The organism is Pseudonocardia sp. C8 (genome assembly GCF_014267175.1).
Taxonomy (GTDB): Bacteria; Actinomycetota; Actinomycetes; order Mycobacteriales; family Pseudonocardiaceae; genus Pseudonocardia.
In genome coordinates this window covers 4,843,825-4,856,718 of sequence record NZ_JACMTR010000002.1, presented here as the reverse complement: position 1 = coordinate 4,856,718, position 12,894 = coordinate 4,843,825, and the positions used below count along the sequence as shown (strand labels likewise).

At 67.5% G+C, this 12,894-nt stretch carries 15 protein-coding genes and 1 pseudogene; 6 read left to right on the top strand and 10 right to left on the bottom strand.

Annotation, left to right across the window (positions count from 1 at the left end; genetic code table 11):
- Positions 1–219: an SHOCT domain-containing protein gene (locus H7X46_RS23020; protein WP_222131395.1), complete on the top strand. Its 219-nt coding sequence runs from the start codon at positions 1–3 to the stop codon at positions 217–219.
- Positions 220–309: 90 nt separating this feature from the next.
- Here H7X46_RS23020 and nrtS read toward each other — a convergent pair whose 3' ends face one another.
- Entirely contained in the window at positions 310–612 is a 303-nt protein-coding gene (gene nrtS, locus H7X46_RS23015) for a nitrate/nitrite transporter NrtS (protein ID WP_186361375.1), read from the bottom strand.
- A 71-nt stretch (positions 613–683) separates the two neighbouring features.
- Complete coding sequence (locus H7X46_RS23010) at positions 684–1,019, bottom strand: glutaredoxin domain-containing protein (RefSeq protein ID WP_186361374.1); 336 nt, start codon at positions 1,017–1,019, stop codon at positions 684–686.
- 251 nt (positions 1,020–1,270) lie between these two features.
- Between H7X46_RS23010 and H7X46_RS23005 the strand changes: the two genes are divergently transcribed.
- Positions 1,271–2,020, top strand: a complete 750-nt coding sequence (locus H7X46_RS23005) for a class I SAM-dependent methyltransferase (RefSeq protein ID WP_186361373.1) — start codon at positions 1,271–1,273, stop codon at positions 2,018–2,020.
- Here H7X46_RS23005 and H7X46_RS23000 read toward each other — a convergent pair.
- Both H7X46_RS23000 and H7X46_RS22995 read right to left on the bottom strand, forming a co-directional pair.
- Positions 2,017–2,397: a hypothetical protein gene (locus tag H7X46_RS23000; RefSeq protein WP_186361372.1), complete on the bottom strand. Its 381-nt coding sequence runs from the start codon at positions 2,395–2,397 to the stop codon at positions 2,017–2,019. The genes H7X46_RS23005 and H7X46_RS23000 overlap by 4 nt on opposite strands.
- Positions 2,394–2,741 (bottom strand): DUF427 domain-containing protein, encoded by a 348-nt coding sequence (locus tag H7X46_RS22995; protein WP_186361371.1) that lies wholly within the window; start codon positions 2,739–2,741, stop codon positions 2,394–2,396. Before H7X46_RS22995 ends, H7X46_RS23000 begins: the two co-directional genes overlap by 4 nt.
- A gap of 301 nt (positions 2,742–3,042) precedes the next feature.
- Here H7X46_RS22995 and H7X46_RS22990 point away from each other — a divergent pair, with 301 nt between their 5' ends.
- Positions 3,043–3,684 (top strand): carbonic anhydrase, encoded by a 642-nt coding sequence (locus tag H7X46_RS22990; RefSeq protein WP_186361370.1) that lies wholly within the window; start codon positions 3,043–3,045, stop codon positions 3,682–3,684.
- A gap of 148 nt (positions 3,685–3,832) precedes the next feature.
- On the opposite strand, the gene H7X46_RS30060 is transcribed toward H7X46_RS22990, so the two are convergent.
- A complete protein-coding gene (locus H7X46_RS30060; protein ID WP_369774553.1) occupies positions 3,833–4,213 on the bottom strand; it encodes a Sua5 family C-terminal domain-containing protein in 381 nt (126 codons plus the stop codon).
- Between the two features lie 87 nt (positions 4,214–4,300).
- Positions 4,301–4,746 (bottom strand): annotated as a pseudogene (locus H7X46_RS30055) (L-threonylcarbamoyladenylate synthase); the annotation flags it as partial.
- 610 nt (positions 4,747–5,356) lie between these two features.
- Between H7X46_RS30055 and H7X46_RS22980 the strand changes: the two are divergent.
- The 3 genes from H7X46_RS22980 (at position 5,357) to H7X46_RS22970 (ending at position 9,254) form a co-directional block, all read left to right on the top strand.
- Positions 5,357–6,733 (top strand): NAD(P)/FAD-dependent oxidoreductase, encoded by a 1,377-nt coding sequence (locus tag H7X46_RS22980; protein WP_186361369.1) that lies wholly within the window; start codon positions 5,357–5,359, stop codon positions 6,731–6,733.
- A 122-nt stretch (positions 6,734–6,855) separates the two neighbouring features.
- Positions 6,856–8,448 (top strand): radical SAM protein, encoded by a 1,593-nt coding sequence (locus tag H7X46_RS22975; protein ID WP_186361368.1) that lies wholly within the window; start codon positions 6,856–6,858, stop codon positions 8,446–8,448.
- Entirely contained in the window at positions 8,445–9,254 is an 810-nt protein-coding gene (locus tag H7X46_RS22970; protein ID WP_186361367.1) for a class I SAM-dependent methyltransferase, read from the top strand. The genes H7X46_RS22975 and H7X46_RS22970 overlap by 4 nt, the downstream gene beginning before the upstream one ends.
- 73 nt (positions 9,255–9,327) lie before the next feature.
- On the opposite strand, the gene H7X46_RS22965 is transcribed toward H7X46_RS22970, so the two are convergent.
- From H7X46_RS22965 to H7X46_RS22945, 4 genes are all read right to left on the bottom strand, one after another.
- Positions 9,328–9,990, bottom strand: a complete 663-nt coding sequence (locus H7X46_RS22965; RefSeq protein WP_345355696.1) for a hypothetical protein — start codon at positions 9,988–9,990, stop codon at positions 9,328–9,330.
- A gap of 478 nt (positions 9,991–10,468) precedes the next feature.
- Positions 10,469–11,920 carry a chromate efflux transporter gene (chrA, locus tag H7X46_RS22955; protein ID WP_186361366.1) on the bottom strand — a complete coding sequence of 484 codons (1,452 nt, stop codon included), beginning with the start codon at positions 11,918–11,920 and terminating at the stop codon, positions 10,469–10,471.
- Between the two features lie 29 nt (positions 11,921–11,949).
- Positions 11,950–12,381: a chromate resistance protein ChrB domain-containing protein gene (locus H7X46_RS22950; RefSeq protein ID WP_186361365.1), complete on the bottom strand. Its 432-nt coding sequence runs from the start codon at positions 12,379–12,381 to the stop codon at positions 11,950–11,952.
- 3 nt (positions 12,382–12,384) lie between these two features.
- The gene (locus H7X46_RS22945; protein ID WP_345355707.1) at positions 12,385–12,849 is read right to left on the bottom strand and encodes a Chromate resistance protein ChrB; all 465 of its coding nucleotides are present in this window, start codon (positions 12,847–12,849) and stop codon (positions 12,385–12,387) included.
- Positions 12,850–12,894: the final 45 nt, after the last annotated feature.

Sequence of the window (12,894 nt, the reverse complement as noted above, 5' to 3'; positions counted from 1 at the left end):
ATGGGCGGCATGATGGCCTGGATGCTGCTATGGGGCCTGATCGGCCTCGCGCTGCTAGTCCTGATCACCGTGGCGATCATCTGGCTGATCCGCCACATGCTCGCTGGCCCGGGCTCGCGTTCCGACCCTGCGGAGGAGGAACTGCGCCGCCGCTACGCCGCCGGGGACATCGATCACGAGGAATATCAACGCCGCAGAGCCGAGCTCCGAAAACGATAGGCGCTCCTGCTGCCTCCTGGCCCGATGGGATGTCTCCAGCGTGACTGATCTGTGGACAGTAATTGCGAAGACTGTGCGCCTGCCGCGAACTTAACGAGTGCGGCAGGCGCACAGATATCCGATGCTGGCGACGGTGAACGGCACCGCATAGTTGACCGCGACCTGGACCCAGGTTATGCCCGTGGCATACCCGCCTGCGATGACAGCGCCTTGGTTCACTGCGGAGAGCACCGTGCCGACCACAGCCGCCGTAGGGGCGGCCGTGCGTACGGTCCGCCCCTTCAGGAACCATCCCACGGCTTGCCGTGGATGCGACCACGCTTCCGAGCGTTCGGGGCCTGCGCGCACCTCGTCTTCGCCGACTACGGGGCGCGGCGAGTCCGCATTTCTCATGGTGATGCCACCTCGGTCGCGCAGCGAGTGTGGCGGCAAGATCCGCGACTCGCGATCATGGCAGTCCCCTCTCACCGCCGACGGCGGAATGGCCAGAAACCTCGTCGGCTCCGCGATGGCTCAGCCTCCTGGATCAGCTGAGGTGCATGCTCACGGACCGCGGCCTGGACCTGTCGGAAGCTCGGGTTGACCAGGGCCTGCTGGCCGATGAAGACGGTGGGAACGGTCTCGTTGCCGCCGGTTACTGCTCGTACCCGCGCGGCGGCTTGGTGATCGTCCCAGATGTTGACTTCCCGCACAGGCAGGCCGCTACGGCGCAGCGGCAGCCGGAGCGCCATGCAGAACGGACAGCCGGGACGCCAGTAGAACTCGACAGCAGTGACCGACTCGACCTGCTCTGTGTTCATCACGCCTCCACGCGACCTCGTCAGTGTTTCGCTCAGCCCAGGCAGAAACACCCGGTACGCCTAGGGAATCGGTTGCCGGTGTGATCGCGTGTCCGGAGTGTCAGCGCCGTGACAGAGATGAGCGATGATCGCCCCGTGGTCAGCTGAACCGTGGCGATCGTGGCCCGGGCAGCACGGTTGGCAACGAGCGATGACGATGCGCAGTGGTCTGCCTTTCTCGCAGACTCTTCAGTTATGACACCGGAGCGGAGATGAGCGGCGCGGACTGGCAGAGCTACCTCAGAACTTTTCACGGCCAGAAGCCTGGCGTCACGGAACAGGTGCTGAGCAAGGTGGAGGGTTCGCCGTATGCGTGGCTGGCCGAGCCGCTGCACGACACCGCGGGGTGGATCGTCGATGTCGCCTGCGGATCCGCCCCGACGCGGGACCATCTGCCCGGTCACCGCTGGGTCGGGGCGGACCTCAGCAGCAGCGAGCTGACCGCAGCCCTCGCAGCCGGCCGAGAACCAGTCGTGCAAGCCCGGGCCGACGCGCTGCCCTTCGTCGACGGCGCCGCCGATGCCGTGTGCGCTGCGATGGCGCTGCAAGTGGTCACACCGCTACCCGATGTGCTGGCCGAAATCGGACGCGTCCTGGTCCCCAGCGGCGTTTTGGCCGCCCTGGTGCCGTCCCGGCTCGGTGCCTCTCCGCAGGGCTTGCTCGGGTGGACGCGGATGCTGGGGGCTCTGGGATTCGCCAGCCCACGCTGGCCCAACCCGCACGCCTGCGACCGCCTCGCGGGGCTCCTGAGCCGACACGGGTTTCAGATCGTCGCCACCGAGCGTCGAACGTTCTGGTTTCCGGTGAACACCGGCGACTCCGCCGCGTTGCTTGTCGACAGCCTGTATCTACCGGGCATCAGCGCTGACCGCCTTGCCAGCGCCAAGCAGAAGCTAGGCTCATGGGCGCGCCCAGGCCGCAGGCTCCCCCTGCCGTTGCGCAGGGTCATCGCCCGGCACTAGGCCAGCGTGCCCAGCCAGGTGGTCACCGCGTACAGCACGATGTAGGTCGCCACCGCGACCGCGAGCACGCCAAGCAGGCGCCACCGCCAGCGCCGCATTCCAGCGATGCTGCACTGATCGCGGCGGCGCAACGCCAGCCACACGAGCAGGACGAGGACGGCGAGCCCGCTCAGGCGGAACCACCACGCGTAGTTGCCGTAGAGGTCGGTGGCCCATGCGAACGCGGTGCCGGCGCTGACGATGCCGAGCAGAGCGAGCACGGTGGGGCCGGCACAGCACAGGATGCCGACCACGCCGCCGGTGAGGCCGATCCGCCACATCGGCAACCGGTCCGTGCGAACCCGCGTGCGGGTTTGCTCCTCGCTGCCGGTCGTCACCGGTCACCTCGCCCTATGGTCCGCAACCTGGCCAGCACGCCGGTGCGCGGTCCTTCCGGCTCGCCCTCGATGCGCACGTCAGGGTCGAAGGCGACGTGGTTCTTGATCCGTCGAGCCAGCGGCGTCGGGTGCGGGTAGTACCAGGCCGCGTCCGGCAAGGCCGTCTCGTCGGTGACGAGGCTGTAGTAGCGGGCGATTCCCTTCCATGGGCACAGTGTTTTGGTGGGGCTGTCCACGAAGGAGTCTCTTCGCAGCGATTCCGGCGGGAAGTAGTGGTTGCCTTCCACCTGCACCGTCCGGGGTGCCTCGGCCAGGACCTGGCCGTGATAGACCGCGCGCAACATGGCGCCCTCCTCAACGTCACTCACCCCCAAGTCAACCGGGATCTCAGCATTGCTGCCGTGGAAATGTCAGGACGATGACAAGTCGATCGTCAGATGCTGGGCGGCGAGGTCCGTCCCGGGTGCCGGAGACGAGGACGGTGAGCAGCAGCGAGAGGAGCGTCAACGGGGAGAAGATCGGCCGCAGCGGCAGCGTAAGAGGTAACAGCGTCGCCGCTACACTGGTTGCCCAGTACACGATAGAGCGGGTGTTGGCGGAGACCGGCCAGAGTGATGGTCCGGGGGCTTGGCCTAGGCTGCGGCCATGACCGAAAGCACGTCCCCGACCCCCAAAGAAGCCTTCGAACTGCTGCTGTCCGGTAACCAGCGCTTCGTCACCGGTGCGCCGAAGCATCCGAACCAGGACGCTACTCGTCGAGCGGAGATCGCATCGACCCAGCGCCCGTTCGCGGTGCTGTTCGGATGTTCCGACTCCCGGCTGGCCGCTGAGATCATCTTCGATCAGGGCCTGGGGGACCTGTTCGTGGTGCGCACCGCGGGCCACGTGATGGGCTCGGAGGTGCTGGGCAGCATCGAGTACGGGGTCGGTGTGCTGGGGTGCCCGCTGGTGGTGGTCCTTGGGCACGATTCGTGCGGCGCGGTTGCTGCCGCGTGTGCCGCACTCGACGACGGCCTGGTGCCGGACGGATACATCCGGGACGTCGTCGAGCGGGTGACTCCCAGCGTGCTCACGGCGCGGGCCGCCGGACGCTTGCAGGCCGACGAGATCCTTGCCGAGCACGTCAGGAACACCGTCGACCAGCTGCTGGACCGCTCCCGGCTGCTCGCCGAACGGGTCGATGCCGGCCAGACCGCCGTGGTCGGTCTGAGTTACCGCCTGGCCGACGGCCGCGCGAAGGTGGCCGCGGCCCGCGGAGTTCAGGTGCCCGTCGGCACCACCTCCTGACCCGCTCCGACCACCAGGGCACGCCACCAATCCGTGGCGGGCTGGTCGGACCGTTCCTTCAGGGCGGGCACAACGTTGCGTCAGTAGGGTCGTACGTCCGCCCTGGTGGGCGCTCAGCAGAAACATCGAACGATGTCGGTGCCGTTCACTAGGAGGGCCGAGGCCCTGCGGCACGGCGGAGCCGGTTGGCGATCGCCAGGCCCAGCCCCTCCTCCACCGGCAAAGACGCGACGATCAGGTCGCACCCCCGCTGATCGAGCTCGCGCAGGAAGCCATATAGCCCGCGCGCGTAGGCGGCCATCGAACCGGGGAGGGCCACCACGGCGTGCGCCTTGACCGAGACGTCGGCGAAGGACGGGGGAAGCAACACGCCCACTCGGTGGCCAAGGTCCTGCGCGAACTCCGCTTCGGCGACGATCTTCTCGGGCTCGACGAGGACGACCCGCGCCCGCGGCGCGTAGTGAGACGGATGCTGGCCCGGCACTCGGACGCGGCTGGTCGAGTGGACCGCAAGCGGACGCCCCAGCACTGCTTCGAGGGCCTCGCGGGTCACCCCGCCGGGCCGAAGGACGTTCGGGACCTCGCCGGTGGCATCGACGATGGTCGACTCGACACCGACCTGGCAGGGGCCGCCGTCCAGCACGAGATCGACGGCATCGCCGAGCTCCGCACGGACGTGGTCCGCCGTGGTGGGGCTGACCGAGCCGAAGCGGTTGGCCGACGGGGCCGTGACACCGCCGCCGAAGGCCGACAGCAGCGCGAGGGCGACGGGGTGGTCGGGCACGCGCACGGCCACCGTCTCCAGGCCCCCGTCGCTTCCAAGGGCACCCGGCGACTGCGCCGCAGGACCAGCGTGAGCGGCCCCGGCCAGAATCGTTCGGCCAACAGGCGCGCCGTCGCGGGCACGTCGGCGACCCAGTCGCGCAACTGCTCCGCGTCACCGAGGTGGACGATCAGCGGGTGGGAGGACGGGCGGCCCTTGACCTGGAAGATGCGTGCGACGGCGGCGGCATCCTCGGCGTTGGCGCCCAGACCGTAGACGGTCTCGGTCGGGAAGGCCACCAGCCCTCCGCCGCGCAGCACACCGGCTGCCTTGTCGATGTCGGTGGTTCTCGCCGCCACTGTCGCAATCCTTTCCCTGTTCCGTTCTCCACGTTCTGCAGCCTCGTCGGCGCATGACGACGAACCAAGGCCGAGGGCACCACCTGAGCCCGCACGAACGAACACCGTCACGGCAGCACGGGGGAACACCGCCAGGACACAGCTCAGCGTAAAACTGGCATGGTCCTCTAATGCCCCGGGCTGCCTGGTCTCGCGTCAGGGCAACGGCATCCCGGTAGTCGTTCGGTTCCGGGAGACGACAGCAGCCGCCAGACAACGGTTGCCCCTCGACCGACGCCGGCGGCCCGGCCGAGCACGGCGAGCACGGCGAGCTCCTTGAGAACCGGTGGCGGCTCAGGCGATTGGATCAACGGCTAACCATCCCTGCCTGTCATACGGCTTCCACCATCACGGTCCGCGCCCGCTGACTCCATCACGCCACACGCGCGACGCAGACAAGCGCCGACTGTCGCTCTGCTGACAGAGTCGTCCCAGTCCGACCACCACGGGAAGTGTCAGCTAGGCGACAACCCCGTGCGTAGAAGTTGACCTTGCGTGGTTGGCTGCGGGCGTGACCGACAGCGACGTGATCGTGATGGGTGGCGGCGCGGCCGGTCTGGCCGCGGCGACCACTGCCCGACGGGCGGGACTGGGAGTCGTGCTCGTCTCCGACGGCGACCCCGGTGGCGACTGCACGTTCACCGGGTGCGTGCCGTCGAAAACCCTGCTGCACGCTGCGGCGCGCGGGATGCCGTTCGGCGAAGCGCTGGCCCGCGTCCGCCACACCGTGGCCCGCGTCGCGGCCACCGAAAACGACGACGTCTTACGCCAGCAAGGCATCAACGTGGTCCGGGGCCGTGCGCGATTCGTCTCGGCCCGCACGGTGTCCGTCGATGATCGGCGCATGACGGCGCGGCAGATCGTCGTCGCCACCGGCGCCCGCCCGGCCGTCCCGCCGATTCCCGGGTTGGGCCGCGTGCCCCTGTTGACTACCGAAACCGTGTTCGACTTGGCCGAAGCTCCGGGTTCGCTGGCGATTCTTGGTGGCGGGGCTGTGGGATGCGAGCTCGCCCAGGCGTTCGCGCGGCTCGGCGTGGAGGTGACGCTCATCGAGACGCAGCCGCGAGTGCTACCCGCTCTCGACCCCGAGGCATCCGCAGCGCTGTCCGAAGCTCTGACCGAGGACGGAATTCGGCTGCGCACCGGCACGGCGGCCCGGGCGGCTCGAATGGATGGTCGACAGGTCCTGCTGGATCTCGACGACGGCGAGACCGTCCGCGCGGACCGGCTTCTGGTGGCCACCGGGCGCCGCCCGGACACCCACGACCTCGCGTTGGAGTCCGTAGGTGTCCGTACCGACGAGCGGGGTTTCGTCCTGGTCGACCGGTACATGGCCACCGGCGTAAAGGGGGTCTCGGCCGCTGGCGACGTCACCGGGCTGTTTCCACACACCCACGGTGCCTACGCGATGGGGCGCATCGCCGTCACCGCGGGGCTGCGGCGCACTCGGCGCCCTGCCTTCGATCCGAGCTCGATCCCGATGGTGGTGTTCACGGACCCCGAAGTCGCCGTCGTGGGCACCGCTGAGCGCGACCTCTCGGGCACCTCGGCCAGGGTGGCTTATCTGCCGATGACCGAGGTGGACCGGGCGATCACGTCGGCCGATCCGTGCGGGTTCGTCAAACTCCTCGCATGCCCGCGCCGCCTGCTTGGCACCGTCGGGGGTGGCCGCGTGCTGGGAGCGACGATCGTGGCCGAACGAGCCGGCGAGATGATCCACGAACCCGCGCTGGCCATGCGCACCGGCATGTTCACCGGACGCCTGGCACAGGCGGTGCACGCCTACCCCACATGGTCGCTGGCCATCCAGCAGACCGCGGCCCAGTTCGTCGGAGGCCATGGCGGACGAACCGCGAGGCCAGCCGGACAGCGCGCACGTGACCGTTGACCCTGCTCCGCGAGCGATGCCTGCGAACTGTTCGGTGGCGAACAGTGCTGCTGCGATCAGGAAGGCTTGCTGCTGAGCTGTGCGCGTAGGTCGATCACCGAGACGGAAGCGGGGCTCGCAGCGTGGCGCAGCAGAAGCAGGATCGCGACGAGGTGTTCATCGAGTACACCAAGAGCATCTGCCCGGTGTGCAAGGTCGTCGTCGACGGCCAGGTCAACATCCGCGACAACAAGGTCTACCTGCGCAAACGCTGCGCCGAGCACGGATGGTTCGAAGCCTTGGTGTACGGCGACGCGCAGGCGTACCTGGACTCGGCACGGTTCAACAAGCCGGGCACGATCCCCCTGGCGTTCCAGACCGAAGTTAAAGATGGCTGCCCGTCGGACTGCGGGCTGTGCCCGGAACATAAGCAGCATGCCTGCCTGGGGATCATCGAGGTCAACACCAACTGCAACCTCGACTGCCCGATCTGCTTCGCCGACTCCGGCCACCAACCCGACGGCTATTCGATCACGCTGGAGCAGTGCGAACGGATGCTGGACGTGTTCGTCGAGGCCGAGGGCGAACCCGAGGTGGTGATGTTCTCCGGGGGTGAGCCCACCATCCACAAGCACCTCCTCGACTTCATCGACCTCGCCCAGCAGCGGCCGATCAAGGCGGTCAATCTCAACACCAACGGCATCCGCCTGGCCACCGACCAGCGGTTCGTGCAGGCGCTGGGGGAGCGGAACCGTCCCGGTAAACGGGTCAACATTTACCTGCAGTTCGACGGCTTCGACCAGCGCACGTATCTGGAGATCCGCGGTAAGGATCTCCGCGACCGCAAGCAGAAGGCGCTGGACAACTGCGCGGACGCCGGGCTGACCGTCACGCTGGTCGCTGCGCTGGAACGCGGGCTCAACGAGCACGAGGTCGGCGACATCGTCCGCTTCGGCATCGAGCACCCCGCCGTGCGCTCGGTGGCGTTCCAACCCGTCACGCACTCCGGACGGCACATCGAGTTCGATCCATTGAACCGGCTGACCAACTCGGACGTGATCGAACTGCTCGCCGACCAGTGTCCAGACTGGTTCCGCACGAGCGACTTCTTCCCCGTGCCGTGCTGCTTTCCCACCTGCCGCTCGATCACCTACCTGCTGGTCGACAAGACCGCCGACCGCACCGACGTCATCCCCATCCCACGATTGATCAACCTCGACGACTACCTGGACTACGTCACCAACCGCGTCATGCCCGACCAAGGCGTCCGCGAAGCATTGGAAAAGCTCTGGAGCGCGTCGGCCTTCATGGGCACCGAAACCACCAGCACCAACCTGGAGACCACCGCGGCTGACCTGGAATGCGAAGCATGCGGCATCGACCTGCCCGAAGCCGCCAAGGACCTCGGCGATAAGGCTTTCATGATCGTGGTCCAGGACTTCCAGGACCCCTACACCCTCAACGTCAAACAACTCATGAAGTGCTGCGTCGAGGAAATCACCCCCGACGGGCGCCTCATCCCCTTCTGTGCCTACAACTCCGTCGGCTACCGCGAACAAGTCCGCGCCCAGCAGTCCGGAGTCGACATCCCCGGCGTGGTACCCAACGCGACCGAACTCCAGCCCCTCCTGACGGACTCGCCCTACGGCTCGAAAATCGCGACAAACGCAGACGCCGACCGGAACGCCGTCGCGCCAGACACGACGAACGTGGGACGCAAGGCGGTGGAATCATGAGCACCCGACACAGTCCGGCAGATGCGGCCGAGATCAAGAATTGCTGCGCGGCAGCCTACGGCAACGACGCGGTGGCACTGCTGCTCGGCGAGTCCTATCACCCCGGCGGGCAGGCTCTCACCGAGCGGTTGGCCGACGCCCTCGACCTGCGCGCCGGGCAGCATGTCGTCGACGTCGCTGCGGGCCCCGGCGCCACGGCCCGCCTGCTGGCCACCCAACGCGGCGTACATGTCGACGGAATCGAGCTCAATCAAGCCACGGTCGACAAGGCGCGGGCCACCACCGAGAACGCCGGCCTCGGGCAGACGGTGCGCTTTCACACCGGCGACGCCGAACGAATCCCCCTAGCCGACGCCGAGTTCGACGCCGTGGTCTGCGAATGCGCATTCTGCACCTTCCCCGACAAACCCACCGCAGCACGTGAATTCGCGCGCGTGCTCCGGCCCGGTGGCCGGGTCGGCATCACCGACATCACCGTGCACCCCGACGGTCTCCCCACCGAACTCACCGGACTTGCCGGCTGGGTCGCCTGCATCGCCGACGCCCGTCCACTTGACGACTACATCGCCATCCTCGACACCGCCGGACTACGCACCACCGACACCCAAAGCCACGACGAGGCACTGCGGTCGATGATCGACATGATGGAAGCGCGGCTGAAACTGCTCCGCATGACCGCCCCCGACCAACTCGTCGCCGCCGGGATCGACGTCAACGCCGTACTGCACTACACGCGACTCGCCGCCGACGCCGCCGCCACCGGCACCCTTGGATATGCGCTCATCACAGCAGAGAAACCACGATAAGCAACGTGGTGTGTGGGCCTCCACCTCTTCGGGCCTAGCGCCCGGCGGAGGCGGCCCACCGCGAGTCCGGTGCTCAGTCCACTGCCGTGAGCACTGCTGCGGGTTGGCGGTGCTGGCGGATGTGGTGGGTGAGGGCGCGGGCTCGTTTCGAGCCGATGCTGAGCTTGCGGCGGAGCGTGTCGGCTGAGATCGGGCGTTGGTACAGGTTCCAGTGTTCGGCGTCGAGCCGGTATGCCTCCCCATATAGCGGATCACCCTCTTCACCGTACGGTTCCGCTGAGTCGGCTTCGGTGCTATGACCAGGCATGTTGTTCACGACCGTGCGAAATGCTGGCACCCTCTCGGCCTCTACAAGAGCGTCCAGCGTCTGGCTGGCCCCGCCTGAATCTGCCGAAGCCGGCAGCGCTGAGCCGGCCTCGGCAGACTCAGGACCGTTCTCGATCGTCATCTCCGCGCGGCGCCGCTTGATGGCCTGGTTGAGTAGTTCGACCGATAGCAGCAGCGCGAGGGGTGGGCAGGCAGCGACATCCATGCGTCCGGCGATCCGGGCCAGTGACCACCCCTGGTGGTAGAGCCGGGCGGCGTCGTCGATCTGCTCGGCGGACAGGCCGCGACGGCGCATCGGGACCCCGTGGCGATGCAGGATGGTGGACACGGTTCGGCGCTCGATACCGAACTGATCACCCAGCTGGTAGACGGTCGCGCCCGAGGTGTAGCCCTCGATCAGTTGCCGCACTTGGTCTCCGTCGAGCGCGGCCAGGCTTAGCCTGCTTCGGTTTCGTTTGGGCGGGCGCATTCAGGTCCGGCAGCTTTTACCGCAGTCCTTCTAGCGCTGTGACCTGGTACTTTGTGTTGAAATAAGCTCCCCCAACCTCCACAGGTAGGGTAACCATAGGAAGCCCCTCCATGTTCGATGACCTGCGGAAATGGCAGGTGAAGGGGCTTCCTGTCGGTCCGTGGTGCGTTTCCGGTGTCTGACGCAAAAGTGCTGGTCAGGACGGCTTCTCGAGTTCTAATCCCGCAAGGTAGTTGGGTTGCACTTGGGTATGAGCTGCTCGTCTTGGTTCATGCCGGGGTCTGCTGACGGCGAATAGGGATCGTTGGCCGATGCGGATCCGTCGTGTGTCGTGTGCGGATGCGTTCACCTCAGTCGTTGCGGCCGTGGTGGTAGGAGATGTAAGCGGCACCGCTGATAGCAGCGGCTTGGCTCGTGTTCAGGTCATTGGTAGCCCGGTCAGCCCTGCGACAAGGCCGAGCAAGGCGCAGATGCCGAGCGTGCGGAGTACTGACCAGCGCAGCCGGAAGATCAGGACGATGGCGACGACGGTGATGGCGACCGCGACCGGTTTGACGGTGGCCAGGTCGGGGACGTTCACATCGAAGATTCCCAGGCGAAGCTGATTGCTGGCCCCGAAGAAGGTGTGGGTGGCGAAGTAGAGGGCGAGGTTGGCGATAACACCGACCACGGCGGCGGTGATGCCAGTCAGCGCCGCGGAGAGGGTGTGGTTGTTGCGGAGTCGTTCGATGTGTGGGGCGCCGAGGAAGATGAACAGGAAGCAGGGCACGAAGGTGACCCAGGTAGTGATGAGCGCGCCGAGGATTCCGGCGATCCAGGGGTTGAGGCCGCCGGGGTGGTGGTAGGCGCCGAGGAACGCGACGAACTGCACGACCATGATCAATGGTCCCGGGGTGGTTTCAGCCAGGCCCAGACCGCGGACCATGTCCCCTGCCGAGAGCCAGGCATAGACTTCGACGGCACGTTGGGCGACGAAGGCGAGCACGGCATAGGCGCCGCCGAAGGTCACGAGTGCGGTGCCGGAGAAGAACATGCCCTGGGTGGTGAACACGCTGCCCACGCCGGTCAGGAGCGCGACGGCCAGTAGCGGCAGTCCCCAGAGTGCCGCACTGATGAGGATGATGCGGGCGGCTCGACCGAGGGTGGGGCGTTCGGTGTGCAGGGCATCGTCGGCGATCAGTGGTTGCGGGCCGTTGCTGTTCTCGGTGCCGTTTCCGGCGCGCAGTGCGTGGGGTTTGATCTTGGCGAGCAGCCATCCGGCGAATGCGGCCACGGCGATCACGATGGGAAACGGGACGCCGAACAGTGCCAGGGCGAGAAAGGCGCCGATCGCGATGGCGATCAGGGCGGGGTGGGTCAGGGCGCGTTTGCCGACCCGGTGGACGGCTTGGGCGACGATGGCCACCACTGCGGGGCCAAGTCCGGCGAAGATCGCGGTGACGAGGATGGTGTCACCGAAGCCCACATAAATGGCGGACAGCGCGAGTAGGGCGATGACACCGGGCAGGACGAACAGCGTGCCGGCGGCGAGTCCGCCGCGGACTCCGTTGAGCAGCCACCCGACGTAGATGGCGAGTTGTTGGGCTTCGGGGCCGGGCAGCAGCATGCAGTAGTTCAGGGCGTGCAGGAAGCGGCGTTGGCCGATCCAGCGTTTGTCGTCGACCAGGGTGCGTTGCATGACCGCGATTTGCCCGGCCGGTCCGCCGAAGGTCTGCAGCGAGATGGCAAACCAGGTCCGCAGCGCCTGCCGAAATGGCACCAGATCGCCGCTACGCGACTGGGGTGTGGCCGCGGATTCCGGGGCGTTTTCGGAGGTGTCCTGCGGCGGCTCTGGTGGCTTCGGGGTGGACTGGTCGGGGGTGTCGCGCATCGATTCTGTTCCTCTGTGGACAGTGGGGGCTATGCGGGTTCGCGGCCGAGCAGAGTGGCGCGGCGGTAGTACTCGTAGAGCCCGTCGAACAGCGGGCGGGTGTGGGCCAGGACTTGCTCGTCGTCGCAAACCATCGACAGCGCGCGCAGCGCGACATCGATACCGGGGGCTTCGGGGGCGTCGTAGCGTTCGTCGTCGAGGTCGGCTTCGTGGATGACCTCGGCGATGCGCCACAGCACGGGGTCGGTGATGTCGTAGCGGCGCAGGATGGTCTCGAAGCTGCAATCCCCCTGGTGGTGCCCGAGTTCGACCCCGCGCATGTCAAACGGGGTCGCGTCGGTGGGCACCTCGGCGGGGTCGGCGACGAAGACGAACTCCGCCTCGGCATCGATGGTGCGGCGAATCAGCCAGGCACAGGCGGCCCGGTCGATGTGGATGTTGGCGCGGGTGGCCCACTTCATCGGTCAGCTCTCCTGCGGCAGGTCGGTTGCGGTGGGATGCAGCAGCGCTTCGACCGCGCGGCGCGCCTGCTCACGATCCGGTGGCGGGAAGTAGTCGCGGCGCGTGATGCGCCGCAGTTCGGCCCGCAGTCGCCGCGCCGTGGACAGCCGCGCGTTCTCTGCCAGGTCGGCGGCCGTGGTGGCTTCCTCAGCGAGGGCGCGGTATTCGCCCGCCCGGGCTTCGGCCATCCCCGAGGCCAGTTCCCGCTCCTGTGCGAGGCTGGCTGGCCGGGCGATCCAGATCCCGGCGATGCCGCCGCCCTCGATGATCTCGTCGGCGAGCCATTCCAAATGTTCGCGGGTGCGCGCGTCGGCCGGGAGCGCGACGACCCCGTCGGCGAGTTGAGCCACGCCGAGGCGTTTGAGCTTGCGCCACACCGCGATCCTCGGGGTGGAGGGCTCCCGCGGCATGCGGTACGACAGCAACACCCACTCCCCGGGCGCATGTGGGCCAGCAGCCTCCGATGACATGTA